We start from the raw sequence: 20,632 nt of genomic DNA, 5'->3' as shown, positions 1-20,632 counted from the left end.
ACAGCAAAACCCGGCAGGCTCAGGCGCCGGTCAGCGCCTTCTTGACGAGGCCGGACACCGCCGTCATGTCGGCACGGCCGGCCAGCTTCGGCTTCAGGATCGCCATGACCTTGCCCATGTCCTGCGGGCCGGCGGCACCGGAGGCGGCGACGCCGGCGGCGACTTCGGCGGCCACTTCGTCATCCGACAGGCCGGCAGGCATGTAGGCGGCCAGCACGGCCAGTTCGGCCTTTTCGATATCGGCCAGGTCGGCACGGCCACCGGCTTCAAACTGCGTGATGGAATCCTTGCGCTGCTTGATCATCTTTTCGACGACGGCCAGCACCTGCGTATCGTTCAGCTCGATCTGCTCGTCCACTTCCTTGCGCTTGATATCGGCCAGGATCAGGCGGATCGTGGAAAGCTTGCCGGCCTCCTTGGCGCGCATCGCGGCTTTCATGTCATCGGTAATCTGGGCTTTCAGGCTCATGAGTTCCTCGGGCTGATACTGCGCACGACACGCAGCAAAAAAGACAAATAAAAAGACGAAAAACCCGCTGCGGACATTGCCGGAGCGGGCGAACGCATCACGCAAGCGGACCGGAGGCGAAAGCGCCGTCGACGGCCCGGTCTGCGAGAGCGAGAATTAGTACAGCTTCTTCGGCAGCTGCTGGCTGCGGATACGCTTGTAGTGACGCTTCACGGCTGCGGCCAGCTTGCGCTTGCGCTCGGCGGTTGGCTTTTCGTAGAACTCGCGTGCGCGCAGTTCGGTCAGCAGACCGGTTTTTTCGATGGTGCGCTTGAAGCGGCGCATGGCAACTTCGAACGGCTCGTTTTCTTTAAGGCGGATAGTGGTCATGTAAAATTCAAACCGTTAGAGGGTTTTTAGGAAGACGGCGATATTAGCACCTTTTGTCCAGAGAGACAAGCGGCTTCATGGCCTACCCGCTAACATCCGAACACACGAAACCGGCACCGCCACAGCGTTGCCGGGTCAGGAATCATATCAGACTGCCAGCCCCGCGGCCATCCCCGATGCCCAGGCCCACTGGAAGTTGTAGCCTCCCAGCCACCCGGTGACGTCGACGGCTTCGCCGATGAAGTACAGGCCGGGCACCTTCACGACCCCCATGGTCTGCTGCGATAGTTCCCTGGTATCGACGCCGCCGCGGGTGACCTCGGCCTTGCGGTAGCCTTCGGAGCCGTCGGGCGTGATGGTCCACGCGTTGATGGCCTGACCAAGGCGGCGCAGCTGGGCATCCTGCATATCGGCCAGGCGCGCTTCGGCGTTGAAATCGTGCGCCTTCAGCAGCCCGTCCGCCAGGCGGGACGGCAGCCATTGCGCCAGCACGTTGCCGAGCTGCTTCTTGACCGTGCCCTTGCCTTCGATCAGCGTGGCGGCCACGTCCAGCTCCGGCAGCAGGTTGATCGTGATCGGCGTGCCGGGTTCCCAGAAACTGGAGATCTGCAGGATGGCCGGGCCGGACAGGCCGCGGTGCGTGAACAGCAGGTCTTCGCGGAAGCGTGCACCGGTGGCCTTGCGGCCCTTCAGCGTGCCGGTTTCCACGTCCACTTCGAGCGACACGCCGGCCAATGCCGCGAACGGCTCCCATTGCCGGGCATCGAAGGTGAGCGGCACCAGCGCGGGACGGGGTTCGACGATGGCCAGGTCGAATTGCCTGGCGATGCGGTAGCCGAAATCGGTCGCGCCGATCTTCGGGATCGACAGGCCGCCGGAGGCGATCACGACCGCCCCGGCTTCGATGAGGCCGGCGCTCGTCTGCACGAGGAAAAGCTCGCCTTCCTTTTCCACGCCTTGCACCGTGGCCGGCATGCGCCAGCGCACATTGGCGGCATCGCACTCGGCGCGCAGCATGTTGATGACCTGCTCGGCCGACTCGTCGCAGAACAGCTGGCCCTTGTGCTTCTCGTGGTACCCGATCCGGTATTTCCTGACGAGCGCGAGGAAATCCTGCGGCGTGTAGCGCGACAGCGCGCTCTTGGCGAAGTGCGGATTCTCCGACAGGAAATTGGCCGGCCCCGCGTTGATGTTGGTGAAATTGCAGCGGCCGCCGCCGGAAATGCGGATCTTCTCGGCCAGCTTTTCGGCATGATCGATCAGCACCACGCGCTTGCCCCGCTGCCCGGCCGCCGCCGCGCACATCATTCCGGCCGCGCCCGCACCGATCACCACCACGTCGAACTGTTCCGCCATTGTCTCTGCCCCGCCAATCAAACCGGGCATTGTACCTGCCTGGGCGGGTAAAGCCTTGCCAGGCTTGCCCGCCGGTGCCGATGCCCGGTTCAGCCGTGGCGGCTGCGCAACTCGCGGGAAACGGCGAGGCAGTGGCCGACCTGCTGGGCGACCGGATCGGGGACAGGCGTATCGCCGCGCAATACCGACGCGATCCAGGCGGCGGTGGCGGGGGCGCTCTTGTCTTCAGGCAGTACCGGCTCGACCTCGGCGAACATCTGCCGCTCGACGAGCACGGTGCGTTCGCCGTCGTGGAACCAGTCGATCTTTTGCGCCTTGGTGGCGTTGGCGACCGTCTCCCCTTCGGTGCCGCGCATCAGGAACGCGTCGCCGCGCGCCTGCGGGGCGGCGGTGGTGAAGTATTCGCCCAGCGTTTCCAGGTATTCGGGGTGCGTGTACGACACCAGCCGCAATGCCGGGCCGGCGAACGGCTGCAGGATCTTGACGATCGTGTGCGTGGAATTGCGCACGCCCAGCACGCGCCGCAGCGACAGCTGGTGGGCCAGCTTCGGCGCCAGCGTGTCGATCGTGATGAAGCTGGCGTGGCCGTCGGCCAGCGCACGCTCGGCATCGGCGGCCGTGGCCGCGGCGGCGATGCCCAGTTCGGCCAGCACTTCGGCGGTGGCGATGCGGCCCAGGTCGTGCGCCACGCCGTGCACCAGCACCGGCACGCCTTCGCGCGCCAGCAGCAGCGCCAGCAGCGCCGTCAGGTTGGCCATCTTGCGGGCGCCGTTGTAGGTGGGAATCAGCACCGGGGCATACGGTCCGGCGGGCGCCCGCAGCGGCGCGAACGACGCTTCGGCGGCATCGAGGAAGCCTGCCAGCTCGTCGACGGACTCGCCCTTGATGCGCATCGCCAGCAGGATGCCGCCCAGCTCCAGGTCGGAAACGCGGCCGTTCAGCATGGCCTCATACAGCGTGTACGCGTCCGCGCGGCTCATGCTGCGCGCGCCCTTGACGCCGCGGCCGATTTCCTTGATGAAAGGAGCGGCAACGAAGGGAGCCAATGCGGGGGCCAATACGGGGGCCGATGCGGGTAGGGATGTGTTTTCGATACTCATGGAAACAGCTTACCGCATTTCGGCTACACTGATCGACTCCCTAAAAGAATACCGTAAGCAAACAGAGCCTTAACAAAGCATAGCCAGAGACCTGAAGCCATGACTGCCCTCGACTTAGAAAACATCAACGTTACCTCGTTCGCGTCCATGCCCACGCCGGCCGAACTGCACGCCAGGCTGCCGATGACGGACACGGCGTTCGCCACCGTCACCAAGGGCCGCGAAGACCTGCGCAACATCCTCGACCGCAAGGACAAGCGCCTGTTCGTCGTGGTCGGCCCCTGCTCGATCCACGATCCGGTGGCCGGCCTGGACTATGCCCGCCGCCTGAAAGCGCTGCAGGAAGAAGTAAAGGACACGATGCTGCTGGTGATGCGCGTGTATTTCGAGAAGCCGCGCACGACCACCGGCTGGAAGGGCTACATCAACGATCCGTTCATGGACGATTCGTTCCGCGTGGATATCGGCATGGAAAAGGCGCGCCAGTTCCTGCTGGACGTGTGCGAGCTGGGCCTGCCAACGGCCACCGAGGCGCTCGATCCGATCTCGCCGCAATACCTGGGCGACCTGATCGCCTGGACCGCGATCGGCGCGCGCACCACCGAATCGCAGACGCACCGCGAAATGTCGTCCGGCCTGTCGACCCCGGTGGGCTTCAAGAACGGCACCGACGGCGACATCAGCATCGCGATCAACGCGATCCTCTCGGCCGCCAACCCGCACGCGTTCCTGGGCATCAATGGGGAAGGCAACGTGGCGGTCGTGCGCACGCGCGGCAATGCCTATGGCCACGTGGTGCTGCGCGGCGGCGATGGCCGCCCGAACTACGATTCCGTATCGGTGACGATCGCCGAGCAATCGCTGGCGAAGGCGAAGCTGCCGGCCAATATCGTGGTCGACTGCTCGCATGCGAACAGCTACAAGAAGCCGGAACTGCAGCCACTGGTGATGACGGACGTGATCAACCAGCTGGTGCACGGCAACCGGTCGCTGGTGGGCGTGATGATCGAGTCCAACATCGTGGCCGGCAACCAGAAGATCCCGGCCGACCTGGCCGAGCTGAAATACGGCTGTTCGGTGACGGATGCCTGCATCGACTGGGAAACCACGGCGCAGATGCTGAAATCGGCGGACGCGGAACTGCGCCGCCGGCCGTAACGATCTATATATAGGTGCCGACCAGCGGTGCCACGCCGTAGGTGCCGGCCAGCGCCGCCTCCGCGCGGCTGGCCGGCGCGTTCAGCTCCAGCAGGTCCAGGTAGATCTTGCCGTCCTCCACCTTCACGGTATAGCGTCGCGTGCAACCCTGTTCGGGCGCCACGGCGCAGCCCGTTTCCAGGGCGATATTCCACTGATGCTGCGGGCATTCCACATGCTCGCCGAGCACCATCCCCTGCGACAGCAGCGCACCCTTGTGCGGGCAGCTGTCGAGCAGCGCATAGATGCGGTCGTCGACCGTGCGGAACACGGCCACCCCGGGCAGCTCCTGCCACGCCAGGCCGCGCGGCACGTGGTGCGCGCCGCCGGGCGGAATATCCTTGACCTTGCAAACCAGTTTCCAGTGTTCGGGCATTGCCTCTCCTTCCACGGCGTGCTGCCGCAACACAAGAGGCATAGCAAGAGCGGTGCCATGGCGAAGACGGCAAACTTCGCTCCCTGCCCCCATCGGCGCACCGCCACGGTGCGCCAGCGCCCTGCGCTGTGGCAGCAACCTGGCCAATGCTCAGCCCGTGTCATGTGGTCAGACCCCATGACACGGGCTGGGCATTGGAACCATGCAGCGTCCGGCATGGCGCTGAAACGGCCGCCGCTTTCCATTACAATGGCGGATTGCCCTTTATTTTCAGCTATTTACCATGATCGTTCTCGGCGTTGAATCTTCCTGTGACGAAACCGGCCTGGCCCTGTACGACACCGGCCGTGGCCTGCTGTCGCACGCGCTGCATTCGCAGGTGGCGATGCACGAGGAGTATGGCGGCGTGGTGCCGGAGCTGGCGTCGCGCGACCATATCCGCCGCGCCATCCCGCTGCTGCAGCAAACGCTGAAGGGGGCAGGCATGGCGGCCGCCGGGATCGACGCCATCGCGTACACGCAGGGCCCCGGCCTGGCGGGCGCGTTGCTGGTCGGTTCGTCGATCGCATGCAGCCTCGGCCTGGCGCTGGACAAGCCGGTGCTCGGCATCCACCACCTGGAAGGCCACCTGCTGTCGCCGCTGCTGGCGTCCGATCCGCCCGAATTCCCATTCGTGGCGCTGCTGGTTTCCGGCGGCCACACGCAGCTGATGCGGGTCGATGGCGTGGGCCAGTACGAACTGCTGGGCGAAACGCTGGACGATGCCGCCGGCGAGGCGTTCGACAAATCGGCCAAGCTGCTGGGCCTGGGCTACCCGGGCGGGCCGGCCATTTCGCGCCTGGCCGAATTCGGCGATCCGGCAGCCTATAAACTGCCGCGGCCGATGCTGCATTCGAAAGACTTGAACTTCAGCTTTTCCGGCCTGAAGACGGCCGTGCTGACCGTGGTGAAGAACCGGGGGGCGGCCAATGTATGCGAGCAGAGCAAGGCCGACATCGCACGCGGCTTCGTCGATGCGATCGTGGACGTGCTGGTGGCGAAATGCGTTGCGGCCCTGAAGCAGACGGGCCTGAAACGCCTCGTCATCGCCGGTGGCGTGGGCGCGAACAGCCAGCTGCGCGCCGCGCTGGACGCGGCGGCAGCCAAGAAGCGTTTCCGCGTGTATTACCCCGAGCTGGAGTTTTGCACCGATAACGGCGCGATGATCGCCTTTGCGGGCGCGATGCGGCTGTCGATCAATCCGGCCGCGGCGCGCCGCGAATATGGATTCAATGTGCGGCCGCGCTGGCCGCTGGACGAACTCAGGACCGTCTGAAGCCGAATCGGACAGTTGCCAGGTCAGGCACCCAGCAGCACCGCCGCCAGGCCCACCAGCGCCAGCAGGCCGCCGGCCGCCACGGCGCCCGTTTTCACGTGTTTCTTGCGCATGTCCTCGACGCGCACGCTGCGCGGCGGCTTGACCGGGTCGCGCGTCATTGGCTTGGTGGAGGTGGTAGCCGATTCGTTCATGATTGTCTCCTGGCGAAAATTGTCTATACGAGACAATGTATCAGCAATTGGCGTGCCATGGCCACGATTTTGAAACTGTCGTGGTTCTTGTGACAATTTCCCCAGGCGTGCCCTGCAACGCAGCAGTCAGCGGACCGGGCCGGGCATGCGCCAGCCCTGCCGCGCACGGGCCATCGCGGTGCGCCTGCACCAGTTCGTCCGCTTTCCAGGTGCGGCCGGGCCGCAGGAATGACTAGCTCGTCTCCTGCGGCAGCGCCTCGCCGCAGCTCTTGCAGAAGCGCGCGGCGGCCTCGTGGCCGGGCGCCAGGCAGCGCGTGCAGATGCGCGCGCTCATCGCGCGCATGCCTCGCTGGTGCGAGATCTCGGAGCTGATGATGCCGGTCGGCACCGCCAGGATGCCCCAGCCCAGCAGCATCATGCATGAAGCGATGGTCCGGCCGATGTCGGTCTTCGGCACCAGGTCGCCGAAGCCCACCGTGGTCATCGTCGAAATGGCCCAGTAGACGGCCGTGGGGATGCTGGTGAAGCCGTGCTGCGGCCCTTCGACCACGTACATCACCGTTCCCATCAGGAACACGACCAGGCATACCACCGACAGGAACACGAGGATCTTGCGCCGGCTGGCCATCAGTGCGCTGCCCAGCATGCTGTATTCCTGGATGTACAGCGTGAGCTTCAGGATCCGGAAGATGCGCAGCAGGCGCAGGATCCGCACATCGAGCAGCACGTGCGAGCCGGGAATGAACAGCGAGACGTAGCTGGGCACCACCGACATCAGGTCGATGATGCCGAAGAAGCTGCGCGCATAGCGGTCCGGCCGCTTCACGCACAGCAGCCGAGCGATGTATTCGATCGTAAACAGCAGCGTGAACACCCACTCGGATGCCACCAGCCACGGGCCATAGGCGCGCGCGACCGGCGCGATCGAAGTCAGCACCACGGTGGCGACGGACAGCAGGATCGCGCCGATCAGCACCAGGTCGAAGATCTGCCCCTTGCGCGTGTGCGATTCGAAGATGACTTCGTACAGCTCCTCGCGCCAGCCGCCGGCGGGCTTGCCGTACAGCTGTTGCGGATCGGCCGAGCGCTCGGGTGGCGCCGGTTCCTTGGCCGGACGGTCGGTGACGGGACGGTCGCTCATGGGGCGGTCAGTGTAGCGCGGCGCCCAGCAGGTCGGCGCGCGGATAGCCCCAGCGCGGCACATTGCCGCACGGCTCGCGGCCGGCCGCGGCCAGGTCCATCGACGTGAAATTGCCGCGCGGGGTGGACGAGAAGCGCAGGTCGCTGGCCACGTCGGCATCGACAGCCGGCATGCGGGCAAAGCGCAGCCACGCGTTGACGTGGCAATCGTTCTTCGCCAGTGTTTGCAGCGTGGCAAGGCTGCCCTGCCATGCGGAAGCCAGGCTCACGCCGGCCGATCCGGTAGCGCTTGCGCCGGGCTCGGCCAGCGACGCCGGGCAATGGGCCAGCAGATCCGGTGCCAGGTTCAGCATGCCCCGGCGGATGCGGTAGCTGCCCTGCGCCGCGTTTTCCTCGATGGCGACGAACGACCAGCACAGCGGCTGCGCGGGGAAGGCCGTCATCGCCACGTCCAGCACGCGGGACGCCGGGTCGATCGCCTGCAGCGCCCCTTCCACCCTTGCCCGCCCCGCCGACGACGCGCCGCCCTGCACGGCAATGAACGCCACCGACACCAGGGCGGACAATGCCAGCGCACGCCGGCTTTGCGTGCGGGTGATGCGCAGTGCCGCGATGGCGCCGCCGATCGCGAGCAGGCCGGCGAGCGACATCGGACCCAGGTAGCCGCGCCACGTGACCACCGCCAGGAACAGCGCCAGCGCGGCCAGCGCCAGCAGGCGCAGCGGCCGGCGCGGGATCGCCAGCGCCAGCGGCACGCCGAACGCGATCCAGAACACGGGTTCGACGATGAATACCAGGTCGCCGTAGAACCAGCGCGGGTCGAACGGGTACAGCGGGTGGATGCCGTACGAATTCAGGAAATCCATCGACATGTGCAGCAGGAAGCCCAGCACGATGGCCAGGCCCAGTCCGAGCCGGGCGGTGCCGCTGTCTCTCAGCAGGCGCCGTGCATTCGGCCACAGCAGCCACAGCGCCGCCAGCAGCAGCAAGGCCTGCGGCAGCGCGTACAGCAGCGTGTGCGTGTGGCCCCGGTGATGCAGCAGGTAGCCCAGCGGCGCGGGCAGCAGGTGCGTGAGGAACAGGTCCAGGTCGGGGAAATTGCTGGCGGCGGCGCAGGCGGTCAGCAGCAGCCGGTGGCGCGTGCGCTGCCGTGCCTCGTCGCGCTCGGCCGGCAGCGAGCGCTGCACCAGTTCGCCGATGCCCAGGCCGACGAAGGTATGGGTGACATTATCCACTCAGCGGCTGACCTCGACGCCGTGCCAGAACGCGATGCGGCCCTCGATGGCCTTGGCCGCCTCCTTGGCCGCCGGGTAATACCATGCCGCGTTGCGGTTCAGTTGCCCGTCGACCTCGACATCGTAATAGCTGGCCACGCCTTTCCACGGGCACAGCGTCGTGTGGCTGCTGTCCTTCAGGTATTCGCGCCTGACGCGCTCGAGCGGGAAATACACGTTCTGCTCGACGATTTCCACCTCGTTGTCGGCGGCCTCGGCGATGATCGCGCCGTTCCAGATGGCTTTCGGCATGGCTGTTCTCCTGATGTCTGTGGTCCGATGATACGGTGCGATATTAGCGCTGCAACGGGTGCCCCCGCTTCCCCACTGCGGACGGGATGCGTCCAGGGCAGCGGGTTACATGGTGCCGCGGCAGTGTAGCGCAAAAGGCAACATGCGGTAATACCGGAACCGGAAAGGCTACTTTCCTTCCATGATCTGCCGCAGCGCGCCCTCGAACACGTCGGGCGTCTGGCCGCCGGAAATGAGGTGGCGCTGATTGATGACGATGGCCGGCACCGAGCGCACGCCGGCCTGCTGCCAGTATTGCTCGAGCATGCGCACGTCGTCGGCGTAGCGGTCCGATTCCAGCACCTGCCGCGCGGCGCCGCTGTCCAGGCCCACCCGTTCGGCCGCGCGCAGCAGCACGTCGTGCGAGCTCGGGTCTTCGCCGTTGGTGAAGTAGGCTTCGAGCAGTGCGTGCTTCAGGGCGTGCTGGCGCCCTTCTCCCTCGGCCCAGTGCAGCAGCCGGTGCGCATCGAACGTGTTGTAGATGCGGCCGCGCTTGTCCATCGCGAACGTGAAGCCGACCGCCGCGCCGCGCTGGCGGAGCATCTCGCGCGACTGTTCCTGCTGCGCCGGCGTGCTGCCGTATTTTTCGGCGATGTGCTCGGTAATGTCCTGCCCTTCCGCCTCCATGTCCGGGTTCAGCTCGAAAGGCTGGAAGTGGAATTCGACGGCGGCCTCGGGAATGCGCGCCAGCGCGGTTTCCAGCGATTTCAGCCCGACCGCGCACCAGGGGCAGGAAATGTCGGAAACGAAATCGATGCGGATGGGCGTCGATGTGGCGGGGGCTGCGACGGTCGTTGCCTCGGCGGGCGTTGCATCGGCGGGCTTTGAATCGACGGATATTGACATGGCGGCCTTTCTGGTGCGGGCCGCCGGCGGCGGCCATCGGTTTGCCGCCGATGACGGCGGCCCACGCATGATGAGGGCTGTCGCCGGTATTGCAAGTTACTTCTGGCGCCGTTCGCGGACAGCGCCTACTTTTTCTTTGCCCCGGCGGCGGCGCCCTTGCTCTTGCTGCCGATGCGGCTTTCCTTGCCGGCCATCAGGTTGCCGATGTTTTTCGCATGGCGCCAGACCAGCAGGCCGCACATCACCAGCACGGCGAACAGTTGCGGCTCGATGCCGAACAGCAGGCCGTAGTAGAACGGCGCGAACACGGCGGCCAGCAGCGCGGCCAGCGACGAATACCGGAACGCATAGGCCACCACCAGCCAGGTCGCCAGCGTGGCCAGCCCGAGCCACACGTTCAGCGCCAGCAGTACGCCCAGCGCCGTGGCCACGCCCTTGCCGCCCTCGAAGCGGAAGAACACGGGCCACAGGTGGCCGATGAAGACGGCCAGCGCCACCAGGGCGATGGTGTTGTCGCCAATGCCGAGCTCGCTGGCGTAGCGGACCGTCAGCCAGACCGCGAGCCAGCCCTTGAAGGCGTCGCCGACCAGGGTCCAGATCGCGGCGCCCTTGTTTCCGCTGCGCAGCACATTGGTGGCGCCGGGATTGCCGGAGCCATAGGTGCGCGGGTCGGACAGGCCGTACACCTTGCTCACGACAACGGCAAAAGAGATCGAGCCGATCAGGTAGGCGGCAATCGCCAGCAGGATGGTAGTCATTTCCCCAGGTAGTCCCATGTGTTGTTGATGGCGTAAGAGTGGCAGCGGGCGCCGACTATACAGCAACAGCGTGTCAGTCGGCCAGTGCGCAGGCGACGGGCCTGGCCGCCAGCACCTCGGTCAGCACGCGCGGCGCGATGCCCACCAGGAAACCGCGCCGGCCGCCATTGATATAAATTGTTTCCAGTTCCAGGATCGACGCTTCCACGTACACCGGCAATGCTTTCCGGGTGCCGAACGGCGAGGTGCCGCCGATCATGTAGCCGGAATGGCGCTGCGCCACGTCCGGCTTGCACGGTTCGACGGATTTGCAGCCGATGTTGCGCGCCAGGTTTTTCGTCGACACCTTGCGATCGCCGTGCATCAGCACGATCAACGGCCTGGCGGCTTCGTCCTGCATCACCAGCGTCTTGACGACGTGGTGCTCGTCGACGCCGAGCGCGCGTGCCGATACGGACGTGCCGCCATGTTCCTCGTAGTCGTACGGATGTTCGCTGAACGGCACCTTGTGCTGCTTCAGCAGCGCGGTTGCCGGGGTCTCTGAAATGTGCTCTTTCTTGGCCATGCCGTGATACGATCGTTTTCAAAAGGAGTTTCTCATTATGCAGGAAGAAATTCGCTTTGCCACTTTCAACGTCTGCAACCTCGCCCCGCCCGGCGCGAAATTGTACGACAACCTCGAGCCCCTGACCCCGGCAGGCTACGACGCCAAGGCCGACTGGATCGCGCAGCAGCTCGATCATCTCGACGCGGACGTGATCGGCTTCCAGGAGATTTTCTCGCAGGCGGCATTGCGCGACGTGCTGTCCCGCACCCGCAAGTACCGCGATGCGCTGCATGCCGGTTTCGACCCCGATCCGCACGCGCACCGGCTCACGCCCAGCGTGGCCATCGTCTCGCGCCTGCCGCTGGCCGGCACGCCGGGCATCTACGCCAATTTCCCCAAGGACGTGCCGTGCGATTCCGGCAACCCGGATTCCGACCGTTTCGCCCGCGCGCCGCTGCACGTGCAGGTGGTACTGCCCGGCGCGCGGATCGTGGACGTGGTGGTGGTGCACCTGAAATCGCGCCGCCCCGATTACCGCAACGGCGACAGCGGCGAGGATCCGCTGCACTACGCGCTGGCCAGCCTGCGCTCGCTCGTGTGGCGCGGCACCGAGGCGGTGGCGCTGCGCGTGCTGCTGTCGAAGATGATGCGCGAAGCGCGCCGCCCCTGCGTGGTGCTCGGCGACTTCAACGACACCGCCGATGCCGTCACCACGACGATCGTGCTGGGGAGTGGAGGCACCCGCAGCGTGGCGGGAAATGAAGGCACCCGCGGCATGGCAGGTGACGGCGGTCCCCACAGCGTAACCGGCAATGCAATGAATGGGAGCCATGGCAGCGGTGGCGGCCCGCAGGCCGAGGAGCGCCGCGGCCGGCTGTACGACAGCAACCAGATCCAGTTGCGCCAGGATCACCTGCGCCACGTGGGCTACACCAGCATCCACGAGGGGCATTACTCGACGATCGACCATGTGCTCGTCTCCGAGGAATTCAACCGCAACTCGCCGCGCGCGATCGGCGAAGTGATCGACGTCAGCTATTTCAACGACCACCTGCGGCTGGAGCGGCCGGAAGCCTCGGACCACGGGCAGGTGCTGGTGCGGATGCGGCTGTATTGACGCCGCCGCGATCGAACGGCCGGCCCGGCGCTATCGCAGCAGGCCATCCAGCCCGCCCTCGCGCAACGCCGCTTCCGCCTGCCGCCCCTGGTACAGGTCGCATCCTTCTTCCCGCAGGAATGCCAGCTGCCCGGGCGTTTCCACGCCTTCGGCGATCACCGTCATCCGCAGGCTGCGCGCCATCGCGATGATGGTGCGGATCACCGTTTCGTTGCCGCCGCCGCGCATGAATGCCTGGGCGATCTTCAGCTTGCCGATCGGGTAGTCCTTCAGTTGTTCCAGACGCGACCAGCCGGTGCCGAAATCGTCCAGCGACAGGCGCACGCCCAGCTCGCGCAGGCCGTCCAGCGTGCCGGCGGTAGCATTGCCGCCCTTCATGATGATCGCCTCGGTCAGTTCCAGTTCCAGGCAGCCGGGTTCGAGCCCCGCCTCCGCCAGCGCGTCGCGCACATTGTCGATCAGGTCGCGCCCGATGAACTGCGCCGGCGACAGGTTGACGGCCACCACCAGCGGCGTGCCGGCATCCATCCAGCGGCGCGCCCGGCGGCAGGCTTCGCGCAGCACCCAGTTGCCGATCGGGACCATCAAACCCGCTTCTTCGGCCACGCCGAGGAAGCGTTCCGGCAACAGCAGGCCCAGCTCGGGGTGCCGCCACCGGATCAGCGCTTCCGCCGCCACCAGCGCGCCGGTGGCGATATCGAGCTCGGGCTCGAATGCCAGTTCGAACTGCCCCTCGGCCAGTGCGCGGCGCAGGCCCTGCTCGAACGACGCGCGTTCGACGATGCGCTCGTTCATCTCGGCGCTGAAGAACTGGAAGTTGTTGCGGCCGCCCTGCTTGGCGTGGTACATCGCCGTGTCGGCATTCTTGACCAAGGTATCGATATCGTCGCCGTCGCTGGGAAAAATGGCCACGCCGATCGATGTGGACACGTGCAGCTCGTGCGCGCCGATCCCGTACGGCTGGCAGATCGCCTGCCGGATCGTCGCCGCCACGTGGGCCGCGTGGTCGATGCCGCCGATGTCGGCCAGGATGATGACGAACTCGTCGCCGCCCTGCCGGCTGACGGTATCGACCTTGCGCACGCATTTCAGCAGCCGCGCCGCCACCTCCTTGAGCAGCTGGTCGCCCACCTGGTGACCCAGCGTGTCGTTGATCTGCTTGAAGCGGTCCAGGTCCAGGAACAGGATCGCCAGCATGCTGCCCTTGCGGCGCGCGGCGGACAGCGCCAGCGACAGCCGGTCCAGCAGCAGCACGCGGTTCGGCAGATCGGTGAGGAAATCGTGCTCGGCCAGGTGGCGCGTCTGTTCTTCCGAGCGCTTGCGCTCGGTGATGTCGGACACGATGGCCATGTAGTTGCTGACCTGGTCGTGGCTGTCGCGGATCGCCGTCAGCGCCAGCCACGCGGGGAACAGTTCGCCGCTCTTGCGGCGCGACCAGATTTCACCCTGCCAGTGGTCGGTGGCCTCGATCTCGTCCCACACGTGGCGGAAGAAGGTTTCATCCTCGACACCGGAGCGGTACACGGACAGCGGCTTGCCCAGCATGTCGTCGCTGCCGAACCCGGTGATCGCGGAATACGCGCGATTGATCGAGATGACGTGGCGCTGATGGTCCGTCAGCAGGATCGCATCGCGGCTGTTCTCGAACACCTGCGCCCCAAGGTACAGCGTACGCTCGGCGCTCTTGCGCTCTGAAATGTCGCGCACCACCACGTAGAACAGGTATTCGTGGTCCAGTGTGACGGACGTCATCAGCACTTCGGCCCAGAACAGGTTGCCGGCGCAATCGAGATAGCGCCAGTCGTAGCGGCAGTTGCCCTGGGCGTATGCCTGCTCCTCGAGCTGGCGCGCGGCCGGCTCGGACAATGCACCGCCGGGCTGCTGCAGCGGCGAGAAATCGGCCAGCCGGCGGCCCACGAACGTGGCCGCGCCAGGGCACTTGAACAGGCGCAGCGCGGCGGGATTCGCTTCCTCGATCAGGCCGCCGCTCACCAGCAGGATCGCATCGTCGGACTTCTGGAACAGCTGGCGGAAATTGGTGCCTGCTGCGGCCAGCGCGTCTTCGTTGCGCTTGCGGGAGGTAACGTCGACATCCATGCAGAAGATCTGCGTCAGCGTGCCTTCGTGAAACACCGGCACCAGTGTCGAATACAGCCACAGCTCGCGGCCGCCGGCGGTGCGCACCTGCCAGTCGCCGGTGGGAGAATGCCGGCCGGTGCGCCAGGCCTCTTCGACCAGCGCATCGTGTTCCGCTTCGCGCTCGCCGCGTGAAAACAGGGCCTGCATTGGCTGGCCGAGCGCCGCTTCCCCCGCCACGCCGGACAGTTCGGCGCATGCCGTATTGCAAAAGCGGATCCTGCCTTCGCGATCGATGCTGCTGACCGCCACCAGCGGCGTCAGTTCGAGAGCCGCGACGAGGCGCGCGATGAGGTCGAGCGCCTCGCTTGCCAGGTGCGATTCGTGCCCAAGCGCGTGGGGTTGCCCGGGATCCGCCGCGGGATGGGATTTGGCATCGAACCAGGATTGCGACGTGCGATCGGCCGTGGGGTCGGATCGGGGATTGGCGGGGAAAGCGGATCGGGCATTGGATCGCGAATCCGTTTTCGGGACGGAATGCGAAGCGGGAGGAAGAAGGGGCTCGTGCGGGTTCATCGTCCCATTCTTTGCTGCCCTGCCCGGCAGGCACTTGCGCTGCATCAAGAATAGCTACACGGGGAACATCGTTATTGCTAAATGCAAAACCGGGGGGCAGCAACCCTGCCGGGCGGGATTGCCCGGCAATCATTGGTCAGTCCCCGGTGCAACTGCCGTGGCGTACGGCCGGCGGTTCAGCCGGCACCGGCGTGGCACAGGAAAGCGATGGATTTTCGTGCCGCACCGGGTGCAATCCCTGGCGCACGAAGAAACAGGCCTTCATGCCACGATGGGTTGCCGGGTGCCGCCAGGTGCTTACTCCTGCCTTGCCGGCTCGGTATCGATCTCCGTCTCGCCCGTTTCATCGGCAGCTTCGCCGCCGTGACTTCCACCATCGCCCTCGCCGGCCGGATGGACTTTCGCCTCCAGCTTGCGCTTGGCCTTTTCGTCGGCCTTGCGCTTCTTTTCCAACTCGCGTTGCCGCTTTTCGTACTGAAAATTCGTTTTTGCCATGACTACCTCCGTTGCCGACATTATGCGACAGATTCAGCATCGCAGATTTCTCATCCCCGTGGATGATGTACCGCATGGAGCTGCTTGAGCCGTTCCCGCGCCACGTGGGTATAGATCTGGGTGGTCGAAATATCCGCGTGGCCCAGCAGCAGCTGTACCACGCGCAGGTCGGCGCCGTGATTCAACAGGTGGGTGGCAAATGCGTGGCGCAGCGTATGCGGCGACAACGGCGCCGTAATTCCCGCCTTCTGCGCGCATTTCTTCACGACGACCCAGAACATCTGCCGTGTCATCGGCCCGCCGCGCGCGGTGACGAACAGCGCATCGTCCTGCTGCCCGTTCAGGATCGCGCCGCGGGCTTCGCGCAGGTAGCGTTCGATCCACTGCCGCGCTTCCCCGCCGAACGGCACCAGGCGCGTCTTCGAACCCTTGCCCGTGATCCGCACCACGCCCTCGTTCAGGCCGAGCTCGGCGATCTTCAGCGCCACCAGTTCCGACACCCGCAACCCGCTCGCATACATCAGTTCGAGCATCGTGCGGTCGCGGATGCCCAGCGGCTCGCGCACGCAGGGTGCCGCGAGCAGCGCTTCCACGTCGCCTTCGGACAGGGTATGCACGAAACGCGCCGGCTGCTTCGCCGATGCCAGCTTCAGGCACGGATCTTCGGCGATGCGCTGCCGGCGCAGCGCCTGCTGGTAAAAACGCTTCAGCACCGACAGGCGCCGGTTCGACGAACTGGCCTTCGTATCGTCGTGCCGGGCCGCGAAATACCCGGCAATGTCGCCGGGATGCGCCGCCAGCAGGCCGGCATCCGGGCGCGCCTGTGCCAGCCACGCGGCGAACAGCTTCAGGTCGCGCCGGTAGGCATCGAGCGTGTTCTTCGACAGGCCGTCTTCCAGCCACAGCGTATCGCAGAACTCGTCGATCAGAGCAGGGTCGTTTGCTGCCATGCGTATTCGCGGTGCCCTTCGTGTGCCAGCAGCCAGCGCTTGACGTCCAGCGTGAAGCCGTTGCGGTCGTCGCTGCCGGCAAAGCCGCCGAGGCCCTGGGCGCCCGTGACGCGGTGGCATGGGATAACCAGCGGGAAATAATTGGCGCCGCACGCCTGGCCCACGGCACGCGGCATCGAGCCGATGAATTTCGCCACCTCGCCGTAGGTGCGCACTTCGCCGCGCGGAATCGCGCGGATCGCATCCCATACCTTGCGCTGGTAAGCGCTGCCCACCTGCGCCAGCGGCAGGTCGAACACGAAGTCCGGGTCGTCGCAATAGCGCCGTACCTGGCGTGCGGCCTGCTCGGCTACCGCATCGACAGGCGCTTTTTCGGCATGACTTGCCGGCAAGTAAACCAGTTCGCTGACGACGGCGCCGCCGGTGCGGATGCCGAGCGCGCCGAACGGGGTGGAAACGATCGCTGCGAACAGCTCGCTGGCCTGTTGTATATGCGTCACAATTAACTCCAAACTACTGTGGCAAACATGCTACACCAACGGCGTGTGCAGTACCAGATTTCATACAGCCGGGTCTTTGCTGGCGGCCGATGGCCCGGCTGCGATGCGTTAACGGCGTCCCGCCATGACAGCCCGCCGCGCCGTTTCCCATGCGCAAAGCCGGCACTGCGCAGACCCTGTGGCTTCCCCATGCTCCCCTGATGCACCGCTTTGGCTTCATGAATGGGACGACGCCACCGTTCACGCGTTTTCATGAAACGGTCATGAATGCCACGGGCGAAAAAAAACGCACCTGCGGTGCGTTTTAAGTAATGCCTGGCGCGATTCCGGTTGTTTGGTCCCGCCGCGGCTGGCTTTTGGCCGCCTTCAGCAGTGATGCCAACAACATACTGTGAACCGCGTGTCTCCTCGATTTATTGCCGTCTCCGGCATGCCGTTTTTATTACCACTCCCCACTAAATCTCATGCCCTTGCTACCTTGGTGCATATCGATATCTGTTGCACCAAACAGGAGCGATCATAACTGATCCATCTGCGCTTTTCTCCTGTTTTTTTGTAGCAAGAGATTATTTGGCTTGCCCTAAAATAAACTGTGGCAATGTTCCCGAAAGTTTGGTAGACGCCAACTATCCTAGCCCTTGCCATAGATCAATTCAGGCAACCACAGCGAAATCTGCGGCACATACGTCACCAGCATGAGGAAGCCCAGCATCGTCATCAGCCACGGCAGCACCGCCACCGTCAGTTCCGAAATGCCCATCTTCGTGATGCCGGATGCCACGTACAGGTTCAGGCCCACCGGGGGATGGCACATCCCCACTTCCATGTTGACCACGATCAGGATGCCGAAATGGACCGGATCGATGCCCAGCGCGACCGCCACGGGGAACAGGATCGGCGCCATGATCAGCACGATCGACGACGGTTCCATGAAATTCCCCGCCGCCAGCAGGATCAGGTTCACCACCAGCAGGAATGCCACCGGCCCCAGCCCCTGCGCCGTCAGCCAGGCCGCCATCTCCTGCGGGATGCTCTCGCTGGTCATCAGGAACGAAAACAGCATCGCGTTGGTGATGATGTACAACAGCATCGCCGACATCGACGCCGAATCCAGCAGCACCTTGCCGACTTGCCGCAGCCGCAGGTCCTTATAGACGAACACGGCAATGAGGAACGCATACACGGCCGCCATCGCCGCCGCCTCGGTGGGCGTGAACATGCCGCTGTAGATGCCCCCCATCACGATAACGATCAGCAGCAGACCCCACGCGCTCTTGCGGAACGCCACCAGCCGCTCGCTCCACGTGGCACGTTTCAGGCGCGGATAATTGTGCTTCTTTGCCAGCGCCCACGTCGTCAGCCCCAGCAGGAATGCCAGCATGATGCCCGGCACCACGCCGGCCATGAACAGCTTGCCCACCGAGGTGTTGGTCGTCACCGAATACATCACCATCACGATCGATGGCGGAATCAGGATGCCCAGGGCGCCGGAGGTGGTGATCACGCCGGCGCCGAAGCGCTTGGGAAAGCCCTGCTTCACCATCGCCGGCAGGATGATCGAGCCGATCGCCACCACGGTGGCCGGGCTGGAGCCGGAAACGGCCGCGAACAGCGCGCACGCCAGCACGCCGGCCAGCGCCAGTCCGCCGTGCCAGTGCCCCACCATCGACGTGGCGAAGTTGATCATCCGCCGCGCCACGCCGCCATGCGTGAGGAAGTTACCGGCCAGGATGAAGAACGGGATCGCCATGATCTCGAACTTCTCGATGCCGGTGAACAGCTTCAGCGCCACCGCCTCGATCGGCACGTGCGTCATCGTGAACAGGAACGCCAGCACCGTCAGGCCCAGCGAGATGGAGATCGGCATGCCGGTCAGCATCAGCGCCAGCAGCAGCGTGAAAATGATCAGCGCGTTCATGCCTTGGCTCCCAGTTCGTCATCCAGGCCCTCGACGTGGGCATGGTCGTGCTTCGGCAGTTCGCCGGTGCGCACGAACGCCACCATCACCTGCAGGAAGCGGAAGCACATCAGCCAGGAACCGGCCGGCACCGCCAGGTAGACGAGCCACATCGGCACCTCGAGATCGGCCGACGTTTGCTCGGTGTGGCCGATGTCCCACACGAACGAAGCGCCCAGCGCGCCGACCACGCCGGTAAACAGCGCCCCGGCCAGCAGGCCGAACACGATGAAGCCATTGCGCCACGGCACCGACAGGCGGTTGATCACGACGTCGACGCCCACGTGGATGCCGGTGCGTACGCCGTAGGCGGCGCCGAACTTGGCCATCCACACGAACATGTAGATGCACAGTTCCTGTGCCCAGCTGGTGTTGATCTGAATGAGCTGGTCCTGCAGCCAGGGAACCGGCAGGCCGGACAGGTAGCGGTGCACCACCGCCATGAAGATGATGAGGGTGGCCGCGCCCATCAGGAATGCAATGAGCCACTCTTCCAGGTGGTCCAGGAATTTCATGGGTGACTTTCGGAAATCTCCGGTCAGGGGCGACCGGCACAGCGGAACACACGGGGCGGCAGGACGCCGCCCCGGCTCAAACTGCTGCGGGCGAAGCTTTCCCCGTGGCGTACAGCCGCGGGGTTACTTCGCGCCTTCCTTCGCGATCGCGTTGACGAGATCGGCGCCGATGCGGCTTTCCATCTGCTTGTGCACGGGCAGCAGTACTTTTTTCCAGGCGTCCTGCTGTTGCGCGGTGAGGGTGATGAACTGGGTGCGGCCGGACTTCTTCATCGCTTCCAGCGCCATGTCGTTGTCGCGCTGGGCGATCGCCTTTTCATACGTGGTGGTTTCGCGCATCGCCCCTTCGAGCGCGGTGCGGATATCGGCCGGCAAGCCATCCCAGAACTTCTTGTTGACGATGACGGCGTAGCCCAGGTAGCCGTGGTTCGACAGCGTGGCGTATTTCTGCACCTCGTGCATCTTCTGCGTGTACATGTTCGACGGCGGGTTCTCCGTGCCATCCACCACGCCCGTCTGCAGCGCCTGGTAAGCCTCGGAGAACGCCAGCACCTGCGGGTTGGCGCCCAGCGCGCGCATCTGCGCATCAAGCACCTTCGAGGACTGGATGCGCATCTTCAGGCCGCGGAAATCGGCCGGCGCATACAGCGGCTTGTTGGCCGACATGATCTTGAAGCCGTTATCCCAGTACGCCAGCCCGGTGATGCCCTTGGTTTCCAGCTTTTTCAGCAGGCTGCGGCCGATCGGCCCTTCCGTCACGTTGTACAGCGACTGCTTGGTGGGGAACGCATAGGGCAGATCGAAGACCTCGAACTCCTTCACGCCCAGCGGCCCGAACTTGGCCAGCGACGGCGCCAGCATCTGCACGGCGCCCAGCTGCAGCGCTTCGAGTTCTTCCTTGTCCTTGTACAGCTGGCTGTTCGGATACACCTCCACCTTCACGCGGCCGTTGGTCGCCCGCTCGGCCAATTGCTTGAAGCGCGCGGCAGCCTGGCCTTTCGGCGTATCGGTGGCAACGACATGGCTGAACTTGATGACGATTGGTGCTTGCGCGTAAGCGTTGGTGAAGCAGGCGGTCGCGGCGAGCGCAACCAGGATGGTCTTGAGCTTCATGCGGTGTCCCCATAGATGGAAGTTACATTTATTATTCCTGCAATTACATTCTGCATAACCCCCTGGCAAGGGGCTACTGTGGAAAACCACAATACCCGGCC

Annotated in this window: 22 protein-coding genes; 3 read left to right on the top strand and 19 right to left on the bottom strand. The window is 65.1% G+C overall.

Features of this window, described 5'->3' with window-relative positions; all coding sequences use genetic code 11:
* Positions 1–19 precede the first annotated feature (19 nt).
* The 4 genes from GJV26_RS18255 to ybiB form a co-directional block, all read right to left on the bottom strand.
* A complete protein-coding gene (locus GJV26_RS18255) occupies positions 20–469 on the bottom strand; it encodes a GatB/YqeY domain-containing protein (RefSeq protein WP_155710087.1) in 450 nt (149 codons plus the stop codon).
* A 156-nt stretch (positions 470–625) separates the two neighbouring features.
* Positions 626–838, bottom strand: a complete 213-nt coding sequence (gene rpsU / locus GJV26_RS18250) for a 30S ribosomal protein S21 (RefSeq protein WP_005665410.1) — start codon at positions 836–838, stop codon at positions 626–628.
* Positions 839–985: 147 nt separating this feature from the next.
* Positions 986–2,194: a BaiN/RdsA family NAD(P)/FAD-dependent oxidoreductase gene (locus GJV26_RS18245; RefSeq protein WP_155710086.1), complete on the bottom strand. Its 1,209-nt coding sequence runs from the start codon at positions 2,192–2,194 to the stop codon at positions 986–988.
* Positions 2,195–2,283: 89 nt separating this feature from the next.
* Complete coding sequence (gene ybiB / locus GJV26_RS18240; protein WP_155710085.1) at positions 2,284–3,294, bottom strand: DNA-binding protein YbiB; 1,011 nt, start codon at positions 3,292–3,294, stop codon at positions 2,284–2,286.
* Between the two features lie 99 nt (positions 3,295–3,393).
* On the opposite strand from ybiB, the gene GJV26_RS18235 reads away from it, so the two are divergent.
* Complete coding sequence (locus tag GJV26_RS18235; RefSeq protein WP_155710084.1) at positions 3,394–4,452, top strand: 3-deoxy-7-phosphoheptulonate synthase; 1,059 nt, start codon at positions 3,394–3,396, stop codon at positions 4,450–4,452.
* Between the two features lie 4 nt (positions 4,453–4,456).
* On the opposite strand, the gene nirD is transcribed toward GJV26_RS18235, so the two are convergent.
* Entirely contained in the window at positions 4,457–4,867 is a 411-nt protein-coding gene (nirD, locus tag GJV26_RS18230) for a nitrite reductase small subunit NirD (protein ID WP_155710083.1), read from the bottom strand.
* Between the two features lie 283 nt (positions 4,868–5,150).
* On the opposite strand from nirD, the gene tsaD reads away from it, so the two are divergent.
* Positions 5,151–6,182 carry a tRNA (adenosine(37)-N6)-threonylcarbamoyltransferase complex transferase subunit TsaD gene (gene tsaD / locus GJV26_RS18225; RefSeq protein WP_155710082.1) on the top strand — a complete coding sequence of 344 codons (1,032 nt, stop codon included), beginning with the start codon at positions 5,151–5,153 and terminating at the stop codon, positions 6,180–6,182.
* A gap of 23 nt (positions 6,183–6,205) precedes the next feature.
* On the opposite strand, the gene GJV26_RS18220 is transcribed toward tsaD, so the two are convergent.
* The 7 genes from GJV26_RS18220 to ybaK form a co-directional block, all read right to left on the bottom strand.
* Positions 6,206–6,376, bottom strand: coding sequence for a hypothetical protein (locus tag GJV26_RS18220; protein ID WP_155710081.1), 171 nt, complete (start codon positions 6,374–6,376; stop codon positions 6,206–6,208).
* A gap of 232 nt (positions 6,377–6,608) precedes the next feature.
* Positions 6,609–7,517: an ion transporter gene (locus GJV26_RS18215; protein ID WP_155710080.1), complete on the bottom strand. Its 909-nt coding sequence runs from the start codon at positions 7,515–7,517 to the stop codon at positions 6,609–6,611.
* Between the two features lie 7 nt (positions 7,518–7,524).
* Positions 7,525–8,751 (bottom strand): metal-dependent hydrolase, encoded by a 1,227-nt coding sequence (locus tag GJV26_RS18210; RefSeq protein WP_189442050.1) that lies wholly within the window; start codon positions 8,749–8,751, stop codon positions 7,525–7,527.
* Positions 8,752–9,042, bottom strand: a complete 291-nt coding sequence (locus GJV26_RS18205; protein ID WP_155710079.1) for a DUF427 domain-containing protein — start codon at positions 9,040–9,042, stop codon at positions 8,752–8,754. It lies immediately after the preceding gene.
* A 168-nt stretch (positions 9,043–9,210) separates the two neighbouring features.
* Complete coding sequence (locus GJV26_RS18200; RefSeq protein ID WP_155710078.1) at positions 9,211–9,927, bottom strand: DsbA family oxidoreductase; 717 nt, start codon at positions 9,925–9,927, stop codon at positions 9,211–9,213.
* Between the two features lie 125 nt (positions 9,928–10,052).
* On the bottom strand, positions 10,053–10,685 hold the full coding sequence (gene plsY, locus GJV26_RS18195) for a glycerol-3-phosphate 1-O-acyltransferase PlsY (RefSeq protein WP_155710077.1): 633 nt from the start codon (positions 10,683–10,685) through the stop codon (positions 10,053–10,055).
* Positions 10,686–10,758: 73 nt separating this feature from the next.
* A complete protein-coding gene (gene ybaK / locus GJV26_RS18190; protein ID WP_155710076.1) occupies positions 10,759–11,250 on the bottom strand; it encodes a Cys-tRNA(Pro) deacylase in 492 nt (163 codons plus the stop codon).
* A 37-nt stretch (positions 11,251–11,287) separates the two neighbouring features.
* Here ybaK and GJV26_RS18185 point away from each other — a divergent pair, with 37 nt between their 5' ends.
* Positions 11,288–12,349 carry an endonuclease/exonuclease/phosphatase family protein gene (locus GJV26_RS18185; RefSeq protein ID WP_155710075.1) on the top strand — a complete coding sequence of 354 codons (1,062 nt, stop codon included), beginning with the start codon at positions 11,288–11,290 and terminating at the stop codon, positions 12,347–12,349.
* A gap of 30 nt (positions 12,350–12,379) precedes the next feature.
* Here GJV26_RS18185 and GJV26_RS18180 read toward each other — a convergent pair whose 3' ends face one another.
* The 7 genes from GJV26_RS18180 to GJV26_RS18150 all read right to left on the bottom strand — a co-directional run bounded on the left by GJV26_RS18180 (position 12,380) and on the right by GJV26_RS18150 (position 20,531).
* A complete protein-coding gene (locus GJV26_RS18180) occupies positions 12,380–15,001 on the bottom strand; it encodes a sensor domain-containing protein (RefSeq protein ID WP_216643140.1) in 2,622 nt (873 codons plus the stop codon).
* A gap of 297 nt (positions 15,002–15,298) precedes the next feature.
* On the bottom strand, positions 15,299–15,496 hold the full coding sequence (locus tag GJV26_RS18175) for a hypothetical protein (protein ID WP_155710074.1): 198 nt from the start codon (positions 15,494–15,496) through the stop codon (positions 15,299–15,301).
* A 50-nt stretch (positions 15,497–15,546) separates the two neighbouring features.
* Positions 15,547–16,446 carry a site-specific tyrosine recombinase XerD gene (gene xerD, locus GJV26_RS18170; protein ID WP_155710073.1) on the bottom strand — a complete coding sequence of 300 codons (900 nt, stop codon included), beginning with the start codon at positions 16,444–16,446 and terminating at the stop codon, positions 15,547–15,549.
* Positions 16,422–16,946, bottom strand: coding sequence for a methylated-DNA--[protein]-cysteine S-methyltransferase (locus GJV26_RS18165; RefSeq protein WP_229427967.1), 525 nt, complete (start codon positions 16,944–16,946; stop codon positions 16,422–16,424). Before GJV26_RS18165 ends, xerD begins: the two co-directional genes overlap by 25 nt.
* A gap of 631 nt (positions 16,947–17,577) precedes the next feature.
* On the bottom strand, positions 17,578–18,864 hold the full coding sequence (locus GJV26_RS18160) for a TRAP transporter large permease (protein ID WP_155710072.1): 1,287 nt from the start codon (positions 18,862–18,864) through the stop codon (positions 17,578–17,580).
* Complete coding sequence (locus GJV26_RS18155) at positions 18,861–19,418, bottom strand: TRAP transporter small permease (RefSeq protein WP_155710071.1); 558 nt, start codon at positions 19,416–19,418, stop codon at positions 18,861–18,863. Before GJV26_RS18155 ends, GJV26_RS18160 begins: the two co-directional genes overlap by 4 nt.
* Before the next feature lie 123 nt (positions 19,419–19,541).
* Positions 19,542–20,531, bottom strand: coding sequence for a TRAP transporter substrate-binding protein (locus tag GJV26_RS18150; RefSeq protein WP_155710070.1), 990 nt, complete (start codon positions 20,529–20,531; stop codon positions 19,542–19,544).
* Positions 20,532–20,632 lie beyond the last annotated feature (101 nt).

The organism is Pseudoduganella dura, assembly GCF_009727155.1.
GTDB lineage: Bacteria > Pseudomonadota > Gammaproteobacteria > Burkholderiales > Burkholderiaceae_D > Rugamonas > Rugamonas dura.
This window is presented reverse-complemented; position numbering and strand designations above follow the sequence as displayed.

What these genes read in the sequence shown, in the direction of transcription:
- GJV26_RS18255 (WP_155710087.1), bottom strand. Translation starts at nt 469, where the DNA reads ATGAGCCTGAAAGCCCAGATTACCGATGACATGAAAGCCGCGATGCGC.
- rpsU (WP_005665410.1), bottom strand. Translation starts at nt 838, where the DNA reads ATGACCACTATCCGCCTTAAAGAAAACGAGCCGTTCGAAGTTGCCATG.
- GJV26_RS18245 (WP_155710086.1), bottom strand. Translation starts at nt 2,194, where the DNA reads ATGGCGGAACAGTTCGACGTGGTGGTGATCGGTGCGGGCGCGGCCGGA.
- ybiB (WP_155710085.1), bottom strand. Translation starts at nt 3,294, where the DNA reads ATGAGTATCGAAAACACATCCCTACCCGCATCGGCCCCCGTATTGGCC.
- GJV26_RS18235 (WP_155710084.1), top strand. Translation starts at nt 3,394, where the DNA reads ATGACTGCCCTCGACTTAGAAAACATCAACGTTACCTCGTTCGCGTCC.
- nirD (WP_155710083.1), bottom strand. Translation starts at nt 4,867, where the DNA reads ATGCCCGAACACTGGAAACTGGTTTGCAAGGTCAAGGATATTCCGCCC.
- tsaD (WP_155710082.1), top strand. Translation starts at nt 5,151, where the DNA reads ATGATCGTTCTCGGCGTTGAATCTTCCTGTGACGAAACCGGCCTGGCC.
- GJV26_RS18220 (WP_155710081.1), bottom strand. Translation starts at nt 6,376, where the DNA reads ATGAACGAATCGGCTACCACCTCCACCAAGCCAATGACGCGCGACCCG.
- GJV26_RS18215 (WP_155710080.1), bottom strand. Translation starts at nt 7,517, where the DNA reads ATGAGCGACCGTCCCGTCACCGACCGTCCGGCCAAGGAACCGGCGCCA.
- GJV26_RS18205 (WP_155710079.1), bottom strand. Translation starts at nt 9,042, where the DNA reads ATGCCGAAAGCCATCTGGAACGGCGCGATCATCGCCGAGGCCGCCGAC.
- GJV26_RS18200 (WP_155710078.1), bottom strand. Translation starts at nt 9,927, where the DNA reads ATGTCAATATCCGTCGATTCAAAGCCCGCCGATGCAACGCCCGCCGAG.
- plsY (WP_155710077.1), bottom strand. Translation starts at nt 10,685, where the DNA reads ATGACTACCATCCTGCTGGCGATTGCCGCCTACCTGATCGGCTCGATC.
- ybaK (WP_155710076.1), bottom strand. Translation starts at nt 11,250, where the DNA reads ATGGCCAAGAAAGAGCACATTTCAGAGACCCCGGCAACCGCGCTGCTG.
- GJV26_RS18185 (WP_155710075.1), top strand. Translation starts at nt 11,288, where the DNA reads ATGCAGGAAGAAATTCGCTTTGCCACTTTCAACGTCTGCAACCTCGCC.
- GJV26_RS18180 (WP_216643140.1), bottom strand. Translation starts at nt 15,001, where the DNA reads ATGAACCCGCACGAGCCCCTTCTTCCTCCCGCTTCGCATTCCGTCCCG.
- GJV26_RS18175 (WP_155710074.1), bottom strand. Translation starts at nt 15,496, where the DNA reads ATGGCAAAAACGAATTTTCAGTACGAAAAGCGGCAACGCGAGTTGGAA.
- xerD (WP_155710073.1), bottom strand. Translation starts at nt 16,446, where the DNA reads ATGGCAGCAAACGACCCTGCTCTGATCGACGAGTTCTGCGATACGCTG.
- GJV26_RS18160 (WP_155710072.1), bottom strand. Translation starts at nt 18,864, where the DNA reads ATGAACGCGCTGATCATTTTCACGCTGCTGCTGGCGCTGATGCTGACC.
- GJV26_RS18155 (WP_155710071.1), bottom strand. Translation starts at nt 19,418, where the DNA reads ATGAAATTCCTGGACCACCTGGAAGAGTGGCTCATTGCATTCCTGATG.
- GJV26_RS18150 (WP_155710070.1), bottom strand. Translation starts at nt 20,531, where the DNA reads ATGAAGCTCAAGACCATCCTGGTTGCGCTCGCCGCGACCGCCTGCTTC.